The organism is Actinocorallia sp. API 0066, assembly GCF_020991275.1.
In the GTDB taxonomy this organism is placed as follows: domain Bacteria; phylum Actinomycetota; class Actinomycetes; order Streptosporangiales; family Streptosporangiaceae; genus Actinocorallia.
The window spans coordinates 260,734-276,535 of sequence record NZ_JAJLQY010000007.1 but is presented as its reverse complement, the minus strand read 5'-3'; the positions used below and the strand labels follow the sequence as shown (position 1 = coordinate 276,535).

At 71.8% G+C, this 15,802-nt stretch carries 16 protein-coding genes and 1 tRNA gene; 10 read left to right on the top strand and 7 right to left on the bottom strand.

Annotated elements, in window-relative coordinates; genetic code table 11:
* The first annotated feature begins 7 nt into the window (after positions 1-7).
* The 3 genes from LO762_RS19680 to LO762_RS33565 are packed head-to-tail and all read left to right on the top strand — an operon-like array spanning position 8 to position 3,558.
* Complete coding sequence (locus tag LO762_RS19680; protein WP_230617144.1) at positions 8-1,195, top strand: amino acid deaminase/aldolase; 1,188 nt, start codon at positions 8-10, stop codon at positions 1,193-1,195.
* 51 nt (positions 1,196-1,246) lie between these two features.
* Positions 1,247-2,299, top strand: coding sequence for a carbohydrate kinase family protein (locus LO762_RS19675; RefSeq protein ID WP_230617143.1), 1,053 nt, complete (start codon positions 1,247-1,249; stop codon positions 2,297-2,299).
* Positions 2,296-3,558 carry a glycoside hydrolase family 4 gene (locus LO762_RS33565; RefSeq protein ID WP_230617142.1) on the top strand — a complete coding sequence of 421 codons (1,263 nt, stop codon included), beginning with the start codon at positions 2,296-2,298 and terminating at the stop codon, positions 3,556-3,558. Before LO762_RS19675 ends, LO762_RS33565 begins: the two co-directional genes overlap by 4 nt.
* 42 nt (positions 3,559-3,600) lie before the next feature.
* Here the strand turns inward: LO762_RS33565 and LO762_RS19665 are convergent, their stop codons facing one another.
* Positions 3,601-3,936, bottom strand: coding sequence for a DUF3618 domain-containing protein (locus tag LO762_RS19665; RefSeq protein ID WP_230617140.1), 336 nt, complete (start codon positions 3,934-3,936; stop codon positions 3,601-3,603).
* Between the two features lie 118 nt (positions 3,937-4,054).
* On the opposite strand from LO762_RS19665, the gene bcp reads away from it, so the two are divergent.
* The 6 genes from bcp (at position 4,055) to LO762_RS19635 (ending at position 8,655) form a co-directional block, all read left to right on the top strand.
* On the top strand, positions 4,055-4,522 hold the full coding sequence (gene bcp / locus LO762_RS19660) for a thioredoxin-dependent thiol peroxidase (RefSeq protein ID WP_230617138.1): 468 nt from the start codon (positions 4,055-4,057) through the stop codon (positions 4,520-4,522).
* A 45-nt stretch (positions 4,523-4,567) separates the two neighbouring features.
* A tRNA-Leu gene (locus tag LO762_RS19655) sits at positions 4,568-4,641 on the top strand.
* A gap of 144 nt (positions 4,642-4,785) precedes the next feature.
* Positions 4,786-5,640: an MEDS domain-containing protein gene (locus LO762_RS19650; protein ID WP_230617136.1), complete on the top strand. Its 855-nt coding sequence runs from the start codon at positions 4,786-4,788 to the stop codon at positions 5,638-5,640.
* Complete coding sequence (locus LO762_RS19645; protein WP_230617135.1) at positions 5,640-6,587, top strand: sensor histidine kinase; 948 nt, start codon at positions 5,640-5,642, stop codon at positions 6,585-6,587. Before LO762_RS19650 ends, LO762_RS19645 begins: the two co-directional genes overlap by 1 nt.
* Positions 6,588-6,793: 206 nt before the next feature.
* Positions 6,794-7,720, top strand: a complete 927-nt coding sequence (locus LO762_RS19640; protein WP_230617134.1) for an MEDS domain-containing protein — start codon at positions 6,794-6,796, stop codon at positions 7,718-7,720.
* Positions 7,717-8,655 carry a sensor histidine kinase gene (locus LO762_RS19635; RefSeq protein WP_230617132.1) on the top strand — a complete coding sequence of 313 codons (939 nt, stop codon included), beginning with the start codon at positions 7,717-7,719 and terminating at the stop codon, positions 8,653-8,655. The genes LO762_RS19640 and LO762_RS19635 overlap by 4 nt, the downstream gene beginning before the upstream one ends.
* Before the next feature lie 29 nt (positions 8,656-8,684).
* Here the strand turns inward: LO762_RS19635 and rdgB are convergent, their stop codons facing one another.
* The 5 genes from rdgB to LO762_RS19610 all read right to left on the bottom strand — a co-directional run bounded on the left by rdgB (position 8,685) and on the right by LO762_RS19610 (position 12,471).
* Entirely contained in the window at positions 8,685-9,281 is a 597-nt protein-coding gene (rdgB, locus tag LO762_RS19630) for an RdgB/HAM1 family non-canonical purine NTP pyrophosphatase (RefSeq protein WP_230617130.1), read from the bottom strand.
* Complete coding sequence (gene rph / locus LO762_RS19625; protein ID WP_230617128.1) at positions 9,278-9,997, bottom strand: ribonuclease PH; 720 nt, start codon at positions 9,995-9,997, stop codon at positions 9,278-9,280. Before rph ends, rdgB begins: the two co-directional genes overlap by 4 nt.
* 22 nt (positions 9,998-10,019) lie before the next feature.
* Positions 10,020-10,763, bottom strand: a complete 744-nt coding sequence (locus LO762_RS19620; RefSeq protein WP_230617126.1) for an MBL fold metallo-hydrolase — start codon at positions 10,761-10,763, stop codon at positions 10,020-10,022.
* A 25-nt stretch (positions 10,764-10,788) separates the two neighbouring features.
* Entirely contained in the window at positions 10,789-11,613 is an 825-nt protein-coding gene (murI, locus tag LO762_RS19615) for a glutamate racemase (RefSeq protein WP_230617124.1), read from the bottom strand.
* Between the two features lie 72 nt (positions 11,614-11,685).
* A complete protein-coding gene (locus LO762_RS19610; RefSeq protein ID WP_230617122.1) occupies positions 11,686-12,471 on the bottom strand; it encodes a thioesterase family protein in 786 nt (261 codons plus the stop codon).
* A 61-nt stretch (positions 12,472-12,532) separates the two neighbouring features.
* Here LO762_RS19610 and LO762_RS33110 point away from each other — a divergent pair, with 61 nt between their 5' ends.
* Entirely contained in the window at positions 12,533-14,794 is a 2,262-nt protein-coding gene (locus LO762_RS33110; RefSeq protein ID WP_308104201.1) for a DUF3825 domain-containing protein, read from the top strand.
* 58 nt (positions 14,795-14,852) lie between these two features.
* Here the strand turns inward: LO762_RS33110 and LO762_RS19600 are convergent, their stop codons facing one another.
* Positions 14,853-15,800, bottom strand: a complete 948-nt coding sequence (locus LO762_RS19600; RefSeq protein ID WP_230617120.1) for a PLP-dependent cysteine synthase family protein — start codon at positions 15,798-15,800, stop codon at positions 14,853-14,855.
* Positions 15,801-15,802 lie beyond the last annotated feature (2 nt).

The following is a 15,802-nucleotide window of genomic DNA, read 5'->3' as shown; positions in this document are numbered from 1 at the left end:
GGGAGGCATGGACCCCTCCCAGCTGAAGGCGCGTTACGACACGGCCACCGCGGCGTTCGACCCCCCCTTCGCGATCGTGGACATGGACGCCTTCCGTGCCAACGCGGCAGACCTCGCGCGCCGCGCCGGAGGCAAGCCCGTGCGGGTCGCCAGCAAGTCCGTCAGGGTGCGCGCCCTCATCGAGGAGGCGCTCAAGACCGAGGGCTTCGCCGGGGTCATGGCCTTCACCCTCCCCGAGGCGCTGTGGCTGGCCGGGCACCGGACGTCCGACGACATCCTCGTCGCCTACCCGACGGCCGACCGCGCCGCCCTGCGCCGTCTCGCCGACGACGAACACGCCGCGTCCGTGGTCACCGTCATGGTCGACTGCGTGGAGCACCTGGAGCTGCTTCCGTCCGACGGCAACCCGATCCGGGTCTGCATGGACATCGACGCCGGGTACCGGGTGCTCGGCGGCCGGATCAAGGTCGGCGCGCAGCGCTCCCCGATCGTCACGCCCGGCCAGGCCCGCGCGCTCGCCGAGGAGATCGTCAAGCGCCCGAACCTGCGGCTCGTCGGGATCATGGGCTACGAGTCGCAGATCGCAGGGGTCGGCGACGCCCCCGCCGGGCAACCCGCGCGCGCACGGCTGATCCGCGCCATGCAGCAGCGCTCCCGGCTGGAACTGGCGGCCCGCCGAGGCTCGATCGTGAAGACGGTCCGGGAGATCGCGGACATCGAGTTCGTGAACGGCGGCGGAACGGGCAGCGTCGAGTGGACGGTCGCCGAACGCGCCATCACCGAGGTGGCGGCGGGCTCCGGGCTCTTCCAGCCGCACCTGTTCGACCACTACACGTCCTTCCGCGGCACCCCCGCCGCGCTGTTCGCGCTGCCCGTCGTGCGGCGGCCCGGACCGCACGTCGCGACGTGCCTGGGCGGCGGCTACCTGGCCTCCGGCCCCGCTGACACGCTCCGCCTACCGCAGCCGTTCCTACCGCCCGGCCTGAAGTTCACCTCCTTGGAGGGCGCCGGAGAGGTGCAGTCTCCGCTGACCGGGGAGGCCGCCGCCTGGCTGGAGATCGGCGACCGCGTGTGGTTCCGGCACACCAAGGCCGGCGAACTGTGCGAGCGCTTCGAGGCCGTACATTTGGTCTCGGGTGACCGCGTCCTGCGCACCGTCCCCACCTACCGCGGCGAGGGGCGCACCTTCCTCTAGCCTTCGCGCCGCGGCCCATCAGTCACGTCCTGTAGTCCCAGGAGGTGGGCCATGAGCGCCGATCCGTGCTCCGGGCGCCCCGAGCCCGCCTCCCCAGGGCTCGACGTGTTCCTGTCCGGCCAGGTCTACATGGACATGATCTTCACCGGGCTGCCCGGGCCGCCCCCGCCCGGCGGCGAGGTGATCACCGACGGCCTCGGCTCGGCGCCGGGCGGCGTCGCCAACATGGCGGTCGCGATGAGCAGGCTGGGCCTGCGGGTCGGCCTTGCCGCCGCCTTCGGTGACGACCTCTTCGGCACCTACCTCTGGGACACGCTGGCCGACCAGGAGAGCGTCGACCTGACGTGGTCGCGTCGGATGCCCGGCTGGTCGAGCCCCGTCACCGTGTCGCTCGCCTACGACGCTGACCGGAGCATGGTCACCTACGTCAACCCGCTACCGCCGCCCGCTCCCGTCTCCTCCCCGCCCCCGGCCAGGACGTGCGTGGTCGACATCGCCCAACCGGTGCCGTCCTGGGCGCTGGAACTGCGCGCGCAGGGCGCGATCGTGGTCGCCGACCTCGGATGGGACCCCACCGAGACGTGGTCCATGGACGTCCTGGAGCGGCTCAGGCACGTCGACGTGTTCCTCCCCAACGCCGTCGAGGCGATGGCCTACACGCGCACCTCAAGCGCGGAGGCCGCCCTGGAACGGCTCGCGGAACTCGTGCCGACGGTCGTGGTCAAGTGCGGCGCGGCCGGGGCGCTCGCCGCGCGCGGCGCCGAGCGGGCCGCCGAACCCGCGCTGCCGGTCGAGGCGCTCGACCCGACCGGCGCGGGCGACGTGTTCGCCGCCGCGTTCGTGTACGGCACGCTCGCGGGCTGGGGCCTGCCGCAGCGGCTCAGGTTCGCCAACCTGTGCGCCGGGCTGTCCGTGCGGCACTACAGCGGCTCGCTCGGCGCGCCCTGCTGGAGCGAGATCGCCTCGTTCGGCGAGACGGGCGAGGTGCCGGGCGACGTCCTGGCGCGGTACGCCTTTGTCGTCGAGCACATCCCGGAGACCGAACTCGACAGGGGCGCCGACGCCGTCGCGCGGGCCCAGCCGACGCTGAGGGGGCGCCAGTGAGGATCGCGATCGTGGGTGCGGGCAGCGGCTACCTGCCGGGGGTCGTGCGCGGCGTGCTGCACCGCGCGGACGACCTGCGCGGCGCCGAACTCGCCTTCCACGACCCCGACGTGCCCGCGATGGAGCTGATGGCCAGGCTCGCGCGCGGCATGCTCAAGGGCCTGTGCGACGTCACCGTCCACCCCGACCTGAAGACGGCGCTGGACGGCGCTGACTTCGTCTTCACGACGTTCCGGCCGGGCGGCATGGAGGCCAGGCACCTGGACGAGGCGATCCCGCTCGGACACGGCGTCGTCGGCCAGGAGACGGCGGGGCCCGGCGGCTTCCTCATGGCCTGCCGCTCGGTGCCCGTTCTGCTGGACCTTGTGGAGAAGGCTCCCGAGGACGCCTGGATCGTGAACTACACGAACCCGACGAGCGTCGTCACGGACGCCGTCCTCCAGCGCTTCCCCGGCCGCCGTTTCCTCGGCCTGTGCGACCAGCACGTCGGCGACACCGAGATGTGGGAGGACCTGCTCGGCCTCGACGGCCTGGAGGCCGACTGGATCGGCCTCAACCACCTCACCTGGGCCGACACCGTAAGGCGGCGCGGCGTCCCACTCGACCTGCCGCCCCTGCTGGCGGCCCTGGCGCCTCCGGACGGCGGCGCGACGCCGTGGCGCGACCCGTCGCGGATGGCGGATCTCGGCCGCGCCCTGGGCTTCCTGCCCAACTCCTACGCCAAGTACTACTTCTTCCACGACGAGGTGGTCGCCGAGCTGCGCGCGAAAGGCACGACCCGCGCCCAGGACATCATCGCGACGCTGCCAAGGTTCTACGCGCAGGTGGCCGAGGAGTCCTACAAGGCCGACCCCGACCCGTCGCGGGAGCGCGGAGGCGGCGAGCACGGGGAGTTCGCGGTGGACGTCATCTGCGCGATCGCGCGGGACGAGGGCCGCCGGATGGTCCTCAACGTGCCGAACGCGGGCCGGGCGATCCCCTCACTGCCGGAGGACACGATCGTGGAGGCGCCCTGCCTGGTGGACGCGCAAGGCGCCCGCCCGCTACCGGTCGGCGACCTTCCGCTCCCGGTGCGCGGCCTCACCCAAGCGGCGGCCTGCTACGAACGTCTGGCTTCCCAGGCGGCCACCACGGGAGACCGGGCCCTCGCCCTGCGAGCCCTCATGGCGCACCCGTTCGCTCTCGGCAAGGCCAGAGCCGACGCGATCCTCACCGAGGGCCTCGCCGCCCACCGGGCGCACCTCCCGCAGTTCGGCTAGCCCGCCCGTCCTGCGCGGCCCGGCCTGTGCCGTCGCCGGGGGTCAGGCGCCGAGGGTGAGTTGCAGGCGTGTCTTGTTGGCGGAGCGGCGGGCGCCGAGGACGACGAGCGCCGCGACGCCGGCCAGCGCGACGCCGCCCGCGATGAGCAGGCGCCTGCGCTGCTGCTCCGACAGCGGTGACGACGCGGCGTCCCGGGGCGCGACGACGGAGCCGAGCACATGGGCGACCTGGGTGATCTCCGCCCGCGCGCGTTCGCCCGTGCGGTGCACGATCGTCGACGGGTTGACCTTCTGGGCGAGCGCGTCGATGTTGCGCGCGAGGTCCTCCAGTTCCCCTTCGATCTCCTGCTTGATCCGATCCGGATCCCTGTCGGCCATCGGCGGTTCCTCCGGCGTAGTGTCGATGCTGGCGATCAGTCTCGCAGGTCGTGTCACCGGCTCGCGCCGCGAGGCCCGGTAAGTTGGGCGCGAGGCACTCATGGCGAAAGGACCAAAGGTGACAAATCGTCTCGAACCAGGCGATGAGGCCCCCGATTTCACCCTCGACGACGCCGACGGCAAGCCCTTCACGTTGTCGTCACTGCGCGGACAGCGGGTGATCCTCTACTTCTACCCCGCCGCCATGACCCCCGGCTGCACCAAGGAGTCCGTCGACTTCGAAGGGGCACTCCCCGACCTCGCGGAATCCGGCGTCGCCGTCGTCGGCGTCTCCCCCGACGCCCCGGCCAAACTCGCCAAGTTCAAGGAGCGCGACGGGCTCACGTTCCCGCTCCTGTCCGACCCCGACAGGCAGACCCTCCAGGCGTACGGCGCCTACGGCGAGAAGAAGCTGTACGGCAAGGTGACCGTCGGCGTCATCCGCTCCACCTTCGTCATCGACGCCGCAGGCAGGATCGAGAAGGCGTACTACAACGTGAAGGCCACCGGACACGTCGCCCGCGTCCGCCGGGAACTCGCGCTCTGAGCGCCACCGGGGCTCCCGCTGATATCGTCGGGACCCCCGGAAAACGGGGCCGTAGCCCAATTGGCAGAGGCCGGCGGTTTAGGTCCGTCGTGTTGTGGGTTCGAGTCCCACCGGCCCCACGAGTTGTCTTCCCTCGCCCCCCTTGTCCACTCCCTGGAGTGGCGTGGCGTCGATATGTGAAAAAAGAGTCCTCCTTGGTGGGGGTGTGCGGCGTACGCTGGATGAGCGAAGCCGATGCCCGGTGCGGGAGGACGCGGTACACCATGCAGGTCTGCAGACCGGTCAGGGACCTTCTGCCCGGCGACCATGCGTGGTTCCCGTTCGCGTCCGAGGAGGAGCAGGGGCACGTCATCGGGCCGTGGATCGAGCACGGGCTGGAGATCCGCGACAAGGTCATCTACATCACGGACGCCGAACCGTGGGAGCTGCCCGGCCTGTACGGGCGTGACCTGGGGTTCGCCGTCCGGCAGGGGCTGCTGTCGCTGATCCCGCTCGGCGAGGCGTGCCTCACCCAGGGCATGTTCGACCCGCAGAAGTACCTCGCCACCCTCAACGACGAGATAGCCAAGGCACAGGAGCAGGAGTTCCGCGGCATCCGGCTCACCGCGGAGAACTCCTGGATCTTCGACCAGCCCTTCGGCGACTCCCGCGTCGACTTCTGCGAACAGCGCCTCGACGCGGCCGTCGCGCCCAGCGTCTCGGTCACCGCGATCTGCCAGACCGACGTCCGGCGCTGCGGAGGCGGCCGGTTCTCCCTGCTGGACTCCCACCACGAGGTCAGGGTGCTCCCCAACCCCGACTTCGACGACCCGCAACTCACCATCACGCGCACGTACCAGCCGCTCGGGCTGCACCTGCGCGGCGAGATCGACGTGACCCGCCGCCTCCGGTTCGCCGAGGCGCTGGGCTCGCTCCCACCCACCACTGAGACCGTCTGCCTCGACCTCGCCGAGGTGACGTTCGTCAGTCTCGACGCCTTCGGCGTCATCACCGACTTCACCCGCAAGCGCGGCCCACGGTGCAGGGTTCTGCTCCGCCACGTGGATCCCGCCGTGCGGTCCATCATCGACGTCGTCGGCCTGCACAGGCTGCCGGGAATCGAACTGGGTGACGGCTGATGCCCCTGACACACGCGGCACTGTCCTACGAGGACCATGACGCGTTCCTGGAAACCGCTGTGCCGTTCCTGCGGGAGGGCGCCGAGCGCGGTGACCCCGTCCTCGCCGTCACCGCGGGGAAGACGGAGCTGCTGCGCCGCGAGCTCGCCGCCTATGACGGCGCCATCACCTACGTGGACTCCGCGGACTTCTACCTGCATCCGGCGCGGATCGTCGCGCGGGTGCTGGCGCTGGCGGAACGCGAGGCGGCGACGGGCGGCGCGGTCCGGCTGCTCGGCGAGCAGTGCTGGCGCGAGCGCGACCCGCTGGAGACGCAGGAGTGGCAGCGGGTCGAGGCGCTGGTGAACGTGGTGTTCGCCGGCACCGGCGCGCACATCCTGTGCGCTTACGACCTCGGGCTTCCACCGGACGTCCTACGCGCCGCCGCTCTCACCCATCCGCAGATGGCGCAGGGCGCGACGCGGATGCCGAACCCCGCCTACCAGGATCCGCGCGACTACCTGTCCACCACCGACGGGCGGCCGCTCGACCCCGCCCCCGCCGACTCCGCGCTCGTCCCGGTGCACTCCCCCGACCTGCGGGACCTGCGCGCGCTCGTCGCGGTGCACGCGCGCCGGCACGGGCTGGGCGGGCCGCTGCTGCACCAGCTACTCGTCGCGGTCACCGAGGTCGCGACGAACGCGCTGCACCACGGCACGCCGCCGGTGACGCTGCGGCTGTGGCCCGAGCCGGACAGGCTCGTGTGCGAGGTCGCCGACGAGGGCGACTGGTCTCCGCCGGGCCCGGCGGAGACAGGGAACGTTCCGCCGCGCGCGCACGAGATCCGGCTCGGCCTGTGGGCGGTGCGGATGCTTTCGGGGCCGGTGCAGGTGCGGACGGGTCCGCACGGCACCCGGGTGCGCATCCACACGCCGGTGCCGCGCGCGATCGCCGCGTCGCCGACCTGACGCGGCGCGCGAAGGATCCTGCACCGTCGGGGGGCGTTTCCAGATACCGGGAGGAACAATTCCACCGAACCGGCCACTCAGCCCACCGAACCCGTCACACAGGCGTAGTGTTGACGTCACCACAGGGAGCCACCGGCCGCCGTCCAGGACGGTCGGGGCGCACTCGCACGGCCCATCCACCCCAGCGCGGACACCCGCGGAGCAGCATGGACGCAACTGAGCACGGGACGATCGGGGAGTTCGGCGCGCACGGCTGGAGCACGGTGCGCCCGGTCGGCGAGCTGCGGCCGGGTGATCACGCCTGGCTGGCCTCCCACCACCCGGAGGAGAAGGAGCGCGTCGTCGGCGACTTCGTCTTCGACGGGCTGAACACCGCGCAGCGCGTCGTGTGCCTGACCGACGTCGAGCCGCATCGCCTCCCCGGCATGTACGCGCGGCACCACATCGACGTAAGGCCGTTCACCGAAGCCGACCACCTCCGGGTCATCCCGTGGCGGCTCGCCTGCGGCCGGCAGGGCAGGGCCGACCCCGAACAGCTCGGCCGGACGCTGGAGCGCGAGCTCGACCGCGCCTTCAGCGAGCGGTTCAGGGCGGCGCGGATCCTCGCCGACATGACCTGGGCGGCGGACGTGCCCGGCGGCGTCGAGTTCATGCTGGCCTGTGACGGCGCGATGGAGCGCCTCATCGGGCCGAGCACCCGGGCCATCGCCCTCTGCCAGGTCGACCTGCGCGCGGTCCGCTCGGCCGACGCGCTCAACGCGTTGCGGAACCACCACGAGGTGCTCGTCGAAGTGAATCCCGAGTATGACGACGGCGTCCTCCGGATGACCCGGACGTACGCGCCGCACGGCCTGCGTCTCGAAGGCGAGATCGACGGTGCCCGCCACCCGGTGCTGACGGACGCGCTCACGACGGTGAGCAGGCCGCGCGCCGAGGTGCACCTGGAGCTGGGCAACCTGAAGTTCATCGACCTCGGCGCGCTGAAGATGCTGGGCGCGCACGCGATGGAGCTCACCCGGGGCAACGGCCTTGTCCTGGACAACCCGACCCCCGATCTGGAGGGCGTGATCCGGATGGTCGGCTTCCATCTGTTCCCCGGCATCACCCGTGGCGAGGGCTGGAGGTCGATGTGACCGGGCAGACGCAGGACCTCCTGCACCAGGCGCTGCTGTACGGCAAGGACGAGGAGTACCTGGCCACCGCCGTCCCCTATCTGCGCGAGGGGCTCGCCGCCGACGCGATGATCATCGCGGCGATCCCGAACCGCTGCTACACCGCCGTGCGCGACGTGATGGGCGACGTCATGGACATGTACGCGCCCGCCGAGGACTTCTACCGGCACCCGGTGCGGACCATCGCCCAGTACCTCGACATCGTGCGGGGCGCGCAGGCCGAGGGCCGTCCGGTGCGGGCGCTGGCCGAGGTGCAGTGGGGCGGCGCGAGCTGGCAGACGCGCGAGTGGGGCCGCTACGAGTCGCTGGTGAACACGGTGTTCGAGAACCGGGGCGTCAGCGTGATCTGCTCCTACGACCGGCGCGTCGTCGGCGACGAGGTCGTGGACCACGCCCGGCGCACCCACCCGGAGCTGTTGGAGGGCGGGATGTTCCCGGCCTACAACAACGCGTTCGAGCACACCGAGCTGTACAACGCGCGGTGCGACAAGACGCCGCTGCCGCCGGTGCCGGCCGAGGCGGTCCGGATGAGCGTCGGCTCGCTCGACCTCGCGGGGCTGCGCGCGTTCGTCAAGGACCACGCGACGCGGCGCGGCATGAGCGCGGCGGTGATCGCGCGGTTCGTCACCGCGGTCAACGAGGTCGCGACGAACGCGGTGCGGCACGGCACGCCGCCGGTCGAGGTGGCGCTGTGGGCGGGCGCCGACGACGTGCTCTGCGAGGTCGCCGACATCGGCCTGTGGCATCCGGACGAGCTGGCCGGGTACCTGCCGCCGGAGAACGCCAACTCGCCGTCGTTCGGGCTGTGGAGCGCCCGGATGCTCGTCGACCTGATCGAGATCCGGGCGGGCTACCACGGCACCCGGGTACGGCTGCTGGCCCGCAAGGAAGACTGAGCCAGGCCCTACGCCGACGGGCTTACGGTTCAGCCGAGCGCGGCGGCCAACGCCCGGAAGGCGTGCCCGCGGTGGCTGATCGCCGCCTTCTCGTACGGGGCGAGTTCGGCGACGGTACGGCCGTCCTTGGCCACCTCGAAGATCGGGTCGTAGCCGAAGCCGCCCTCGCCGCGCGGCTCCCGGATGATCCGGCCTTCCATCCGCCCCTCGAAGACCTCCTCGCGGCCGTCGGGGCGCACCACGGCGGCGGCGCACACGAAGTGCGCGCCGCGCTCGAAGTCGGCGACGTCGGCGAGCTGGTCGAGGACGAGTTCCAGGTTGGCCGTGTCCCTGCCCCGCGCGGCCGCCTCGCCGAACCGGCCCGACCAGCGGGCCGACAGCACGCCCGGCATGCCGTTGAGGGCGTCCACACACAGGCCCGAGTCGTCGGAGACGGCGGTGAGGCCGGTGTGCGCGGCGATCGCGCGCGCCTTGAGCAGCGCGTTCCCGGCGAACGACAGCTCCGTCTCGGGAACCTCGGGCGCGTCGGGGAACTCCGCGAGGCCGACCACGTCGAACGCGGTGAGCAGATCGCGCAGTTCGGCGATCTTGCCCTGGTTGCGGGTGGCCAGCACCAGCGTCGTCATCGGGCCAGCGCTTCCTTCTGCATCATGGTGAGGTCGGTGCAGCCGAGCTGCGCGAGGTCGAGCAGCTCGTTCAGCTGCTCCCGCGAGAACGGGACGCCCTCGGCGGTGCCCTGCACCTCGATGAGGCGGCTGTCGCCGGTGCACACCACGTTCATGTCGGTGTCGGCGCGCACGTCCTCCTCGTAGCAGAGGTCGAGCCGCGACTCGCCCTCCACCACGCCGACGCTCACCGCGCACACCGACGTCAGCAGCGGGTCGCCCTTGGTCAGCTTGCGGTCGCGCATCCAGGTGACGGCGTCGGCGAGCGCCACGTAGGCGCCGGTGATCGCCGCGGTGCGGGTGCCGCCGTCGGCCTGCAGGACGTCGCAGTCGATCGTCACCGTGTTCTGGCCGAGCGCCTTGAAGTCGACGCAGGCGCGCAGGGAACGGCCGATCAGCCGGGAGATCTCCTGGGTGCGGCCACCGAGCCGGCCCTTGACCGACTCGCGGTCGTTGCGGGTGTTCGTCGCGCGCGGCAGCATCGCGTACTCGGCGGTCACCCAGCCCAGGCCGCTGTCCCGCCGCCAGCGCGGCACCGAGTCCTGGACCGAGGCGGCGCACAGGACCCTGGTGCCGCCGAACTCGACGAGCACCGACCCCTCGGCGTGGTCGAGCCAGCCGCGCTGGATACGGACATGTCGGAGCTGGTCGTTCACACGACCGTCAGGGCGAGGCATACCGCCCAGCCTACCGCCGCGATCAGAGGCGGTAGACGGCTCCGCTGCGGGCGAGGTCGATCGGCCCCGAGTACTTGCCGTCCTTGGCCTCGACCATCGACCGCTCCGCGTCGTTCCACGGCACCAGATGGGTGAGGACGAGCCTTCCGACACCGGCGCGGTCGGCGTACTCGGCCGCCTCACGGGCGCTCAGGTGCAGGTCGGGCGGGTTGTCGCCGTCGAGGAAGGACGCCTCGCACAGGAACAGGTCGGCGTCGCGGGCCAGGTCGACGAGCACGTCGGTGCGGCCGGTGTCGCCCGAGTAGGCGACGGTCTTGCCACGGGACGTCACCCGGAAGCCGTAGGACTCGATCACGTGGTTCACGGGCCGCACGCTGATCTCGAACGGTCCGGCGGTGATCGTCGGGGCGAGCGGTACGAAGTCGAACGTGTCGGTCATCCCGGGATCGAGTTCGAGATCGTAGGCTTCGGCCATCCGCATCGCCGAGTTCGGCGGGCCGTACACCGGGATCTTCGGCTTGGTGCCGGACGGGCAGTACTTGCGGGCCACGTAGTAGCCGCACAGGTCCATGCAGTGGTCCGCGTGCAGGTGCGAGATCGCGATCGCGTCGACCCCGTACAGGTCGTGGTGCCGCTGCAACGCGCCCAGCGCGCCGTTGCCGAAGTCGAGGAGCAGCGAGAAGCCCTCGTCCTCGAAGAGATAACAGGAGGCGGGGCTGTCCGGCCCCGGGAAGCTGCCAGAGCAGCCGATCACGGTCACCCGCACGGGGAGCTCCTCTACTGGCTGTGGGTCATGGGGTGAGACGGAAGACGCTCGTGTCGGACGGTGACTCCACGTAGCCGATCACGGGCCCGAGGAAGCGGCGTCCGATCGCGGCGAACACCTCGGGATCCCCGGTCGCGCGGAACCGGTGGACGGGTGGGGCGGCGGCCTCCGCGCGGGCCATGCCCTGATCGTGCAGCAGTCGGTAGACGTCTTTGGCTGTCTCGTCGGCGCTGGAGACGAGGGTCACGCCGTCGCCGACCACGTAGGAGATCACGCCGGTCAGCAGCGGGTAGTGGGTGCATCCCAGAATCAGAGTGTCACACCCCGCCTCGATGATGGGAGCCAGATAAGCGTGGGCGACGTCGAGCAGTTCGGGGCTCATCGTCACCCCGCGCTCGACGAACTCCACAAAGCGGGGGCAGGCGACACTGGTGAGGTCGATGTGCGGCGCGATGGCGAACGCGTCGTCGTACGCGCGGCTCGTCACCGTCGCGTGCGTGGCGATGAGCCCGACCCTGCCGTTGCGGGTGGCCGCGACGGCGCGCCGGGCCGCCGGGAAGATCACCTCGACGACCGGGATCGAGCCGTACCGCTCGCGGGCGTCCCGCAGCATCGCCGAGCTCGCGCTGTTGCACGCGATCACCAGCATCTTGACGCCCTCGGCGACGAGCTTGTCGAGCATCTCCAGGGCGTACTCGCGGACCTCGGCGATGGGTCGGGGGCCGTAGGGCTGACGCGCCGAGTCGCCGAGATAGAGGATCGGCTCCCCCGGCAACTGGTCAATGACGGCCCGCGCGACGGTGAGCCCGCCGAAGCCGCTGTCGAAGATCCCGATCGGCGCGTCTGACATGACGCCTTAGGCTATGCGAAGAGGCCGGAGCACATTGTGTGACGCTCAATACATGAGCCCGACATCTGCTTGTTACTTGCGGGTACGTGCGGTTCGGGCCAGTTGTCGGCTCTGCGCGACGAGGTTTCCCGCGCTGTCCCACACCTCGACGTCCTCATCATGCCAGCCGTCCCGCAGCAGGCGTCCCGCGCCCACCACGGTGAGCCAGCCGGGCGCGGGCAGCGCGCGCAGGTGCCAGGTGAGGTCCACGGTCGGCGACCAGCCGACGTTCCCGGTGTTGGCGACGACGGGGATCAGCGCGTCGAGCGCGAGCGCCAGCACAAACGGGTCGGGGTCCTCACCGCTCGCCAACCGGAAATAGGCCCGCATCTCGGGCTTGCCGCTCGGCTCGCCGTCCAGCCAGCCCATGACGGCGGGGTCGAAGCGCATGTCCACCTGGGCGACGAACCCGCTCTGGTCCGCGCCGGACGGGCGGCACACCTCGAGGGGCGGCATCGCCGGGGGTTCGCCCTGGTAGGCGGGCTCACGGTCGGGGTCGAGCGTGCCGGTGGTGACCATCGCGTCCACGACCGGGCGGCCGTCCTGGACGAGCGAGACACGCGCGGTGGCCGCCGTCCGCCCCGTCTTGCGCTGCTCGACGAGCACCTCGGCCGGGCCCGGCTGGGCGGGGCGCAGGAAGCTCGCGGCCGTCGTCAGCGGGTGCGCGTGCGACGACTCGGCGACGGCGGCGCGCAGCAGCACCCCCAGGAGGTAGCCGCCGTTGACGGCCTCACCGAAGCTGTACTCCTCGGCCAGCCGCACGCCGTACCGACCCGCGGCGAGGGGGGTGACCGCGGTGGCGGCGCCGTAAGTCGTCATGGCGGCAAGCCTACATACCCGCCGAATCCCGGGCAGAAGCGAGATCCGTTAGCCTGGCCCGGTGACGCTGCACGAGTCGAAGCCCTCGTCGTACCCCGTCTTCCCGGGCCCCGCCGACGCCACCCCGGAGCCCGCTCCTTTCCCTTTCCCCGGCTTCCAGGACTTTCCCCCCGCCGGCGACCCCACCGCCACCCTCCCCCAGTCCTCCCCCCAACCTCCCCGAACCTTCCCCCTTCCCCCCGAGTACTACGAGACCACCGACCCCGCCCCCACCCCACCCCAGTACCAGCCGGGCGCCCCGCTCCCCCCCGCCTACTACGAGGCCACCGGCCAACCCGACCCCCGCCACACCCAGCCCCCCTCAGCGGACCCCCAACAACGCCGCACGTTCTCCCTACCCCCGGACTACTACGAGACCACCGACCCCACCGCCCACCCCACCACCACCCCATCCCCTCCCCCAAGCCCGCCCACACTCCCCCCCGAGTACTACGAGCCCGCCCCTCGACCCACCGAGACCCCAACCCAGCCAGTCCCCGACACCACACCCCAACAAGGCCCCACCGCATTCGCGCTGCCACTGGACTACTACGACCCCACCGCGCAGCCCAGCCCCACAGCACGACACAGCCAGGGCGCGACCCCGCTTCCGCCGGAGTACTACGACGCCACCGGCCAAGCCGACCCCAGGAACACCGAGGGCGCGGCCCAGACGGGTCCCGGATTCTCGCTGCCGCTGGACTACTACGACACCACCGACCCCACCGGGCAGCCCGGCCCCACGGCGCGACACAGCCAGGGCGCGACCCCGCTTCCGCCCGAGTACTACGACGCCACCGGGCAGGCCGACCCCAGGAACGGCGAGGGCGCGGCCCAGACGGGTCCCGGGTTCTCGCTGCCACTGGACTACTACGAGACCACCGACACGGCCGGGCAGCACGGTCCCGCAGCGCGGCACGGGCAGGGCGCGACCCCGCTTCCGCCGGAGTACTACGACGCGACCGGGCAGGCCGACCCCAGGAACGGCGAGAGCGCGGGGCAGCCGGACTCCGGCGTCGCCACGGGTAGTGAGGTGGCGGCGCAGCAGCCGGGGGGCGCTGGGGTCTCGCTGCCGCCCGAGTATTACGAGGGCGTTGGGCAGGCGGATCCCGGCGTCGCCGAGGGGGTCGGGGCGGAGTCCCCGCGAGGGGCCGGGGCGTTCTCGTTGCCGTCCGAGTACTACGGGGCCGCTGGGCAGGCGGATGCCGGGGGCGTTGAGGGCGCGGGGCAGGCGGACTCCGGCGTCGTTGCGGATGGGGCGGTGCGGCAGGAGGGGGGTACTGGGTTGTCACCTCTGGGTGAGTATCACGAGGGTGTTGGGCGGGCAGGGGATGGTGAGGCGGCTGGGGCTGGGGTGTTGTCGGCCGGGTTCTTTGAGGCGGTGGAGCGGGCTGGGCGGGGGGTCGGGGCGGCGGCGTCGGACGGTGGGGCGGCGGAACCGGGTGAAGTGGCGGGGGCCCAGGGGTTGGAAGGGCTTCTGGGGGTTGGGGAAAGGCGGGGGCGGGTTGGGCGGGTGTTCTATGAGCAGGTTGAGGTGGGGCCGCTGCGGTGGCGGGACGGTGGTGGGGAGGACTGCTTTGACAGGTTGGCTCGGGTCGTCGCGCCTGAGGTTTGGGGGGTGCCGGGCAGGGATGAGACGTGGCTTTTGCGGGAGTATGTCGAGCTGACGTTCGAGCGGCTGCACGCGCTGCGGTTTGTGGCGGTCGCGGCGGACGGGTCGCGGTGCCTGTTCGACACCGGGCTGACCACGGCGGAGGACGCCGCCGTCTACGGGCTGTGCCTTCCGGCCGGTGACGCGGACGGGCCGCCGTGGGCGCTCCAGGGCTGGATCGCCGAGGGCGACGCGCGGCTGGCCGACCGGTTCGCCGCGCCCCCGGGACGCGCCGTCTACACCGCCGACCCGGCCGATCTCGTCTACGACTGGCGGCATCCCCTCGCCGTCAATCCGCGTGCCCTGCTGGAGAGCCCGGAGTCGGCCGCCGCCCTCCCGGCGGAACTGCGCGCCAACCCGTACCTGGCGGGCCTCGTCATGGAGGGCGCGGTGCGCAGGGCCGAGGCGCGGGTCCGGCGCGACCCGCGTGCCGCCGTCCCGGCCTGGGATCCGGCGGCCGAACGGGTGCGGCTGCTGCTGCCCCTGTCGCTCAGCTCTCCCGAATCCGTGGACGTCGCCCTTGTCGTCGCCCGGGAGGACTCCGCCTATCGGGGCGTGGGCATCCTCGCCCTGGACGTCGCGCGGGCGCGGGCAAGGGTCGTCTCCGGCCTGTCCGCCTGGATCACCGCCTGACGACGAGCACAAAGGCCCGCCGCCCCAGGGCGACGGGCCTTCACGAGCGGCACAAGGGTCAGGCCCAGAGCTGCCCGTCGATACGTGCTTCCGCCTCTTCGAGGGTGCCCTCGTAAGCGCCCGTCGAGAGGTACTTCCACCCGCCGTCGGCCACGACAAACGCGATGTCGGCGCGCTCGCCCGCCTTGACGGCCTTGGCCGCCATGCCGAGCGCCGCGTGCACGACGGCGCCGGTGGAGATCCCGGCGAAGATCCCCTCGGTCTCCAGCAGTTCGCGGGTGCGGCGCAGCGCGTCGTGCGAACCGACGGAGAACCGGGTGGTGAGGACGGTCGGGTCATACAGTTCCGGGACAAAACCCTCGTCCACGTTGCGCAGCCCGTAGACCAACTCGCCGTACCGGGGCTCGGCGGCGACGATCCTGACGTCCGGTACCTGTTCGCGCAGGTACCTGCCGACGCCCATGAGGGTGCCGGTGGTGCCCAGGCCCGCGACGAAGTGCGTGATCGTCGGGAGGTCCGCGAGCAGCTCGGGGCCTGTCGACTCGTAGTGGGCGCGGGCGTTGGCCTCGTTGCCGTACTGGTAGAGCATGACCCAGTCGGGGTGCTCGACGGCGAGGCCCTTCGCGACCCGGACCGCCTCGTTGGAGCCGCCCGCCGCCGACGAGGAGATGATCTCCGCGCCCCACATGCGCAGGAGCTGGCGGCGCTCCTCGGAGGTGTTCTCCGGCATCACACAGATGATCTTGTAACCCTTGAGTTTCGCCGCCATCGCGAGCGCGATGCCGGTGTTGCCCGAGGTCGGCTCAAGGATCGTGCAACCGGGGGTGAGCAGCCCGTCCTTCTCGGCCTGCTGGACCATCCACAGCGCCGGCCGGTCCTTGATGGAGCCGGTCGGGTTGCGGTCCTCCAGCTTCGCCCACAGCCGGACGTCGGCCGAGGGCGAGAGCCGGGGCAGGCCGACGAGCGGGGTGTGGCCCAGCGCGTCGATCAGCGAGTCGTAACGCACGG

Bases quoted from the DNA above. Each gene is read 5' to 3' on its own strand.
- LO762_RS19680 (WP_230617144.1), top strand. From the start codon at position 8: ATGGACCCCTCCCAGCTGAAGGCGCGTTACGACACGGCCACCGCGGCG.
- LO762_RS19675 (WP_230617143.1), top strand. From the start codon at position 1,247: ATGAGCGCCGATCCGTGCTCCGGGCGCCCCGAGCCCGCCTCCCCAGGG.
- LO762_RS19665 (WP_230617140.1), bottom strand. From the start codon at position 3,936: ATGGCCGACAGGGATCCGGATCGGATCAAGCAGGAGATCGAAGGGGAA.
- LO762_RS19650 (WP_230617136.1), top strand. From the start codon at position 4,786: ATGCAGGTCTGCAGACCGGTCAGGGACCTTCTGCCCGGCGACCATGCG.
- LO762_RS19645 (WP_230617135.1), top strand. From the start codon at position 5,640: ATGCCCCTGACACACGCGGCACTGTCCTACGAGGACCATGACGCGTTC.
- LO762_RS19640 (WP_230617134.1), top strand. From the start codon at position 6,794: ATGGACGCAACTGAGCACGGGACGATCGGGGAGTTCGGCGCGCACGGC.
- rdgB (WP_230617130.1), bottom strand. From the start codon at position 9,281: ATGACGACGCTGGTGCTGGCCACCCGCAACCAGGGCAAGATCGCCGAA.
- rph (WP_230617128.1), bottom strand. From the start codon at position 9,997: ATGCCTCGCCCTGACGGTCGTGTGAACGACCAGCTCCGACATGTCCGT.
- murI (WP_230617124.1), bottom strand. From the start codon at position 11,613: ATGTCAGACGCGCCGATCGGGATCTTCGACAGCGGCTTCGGCGGGCTC.
- LO762_RS19610 (WP_230617122.1), bottom strand. From the start codon at position 12,471: ATGACGACTTACGGCGCCGCCACCGCGGTCACCCCCCTCGCCGCGGGT.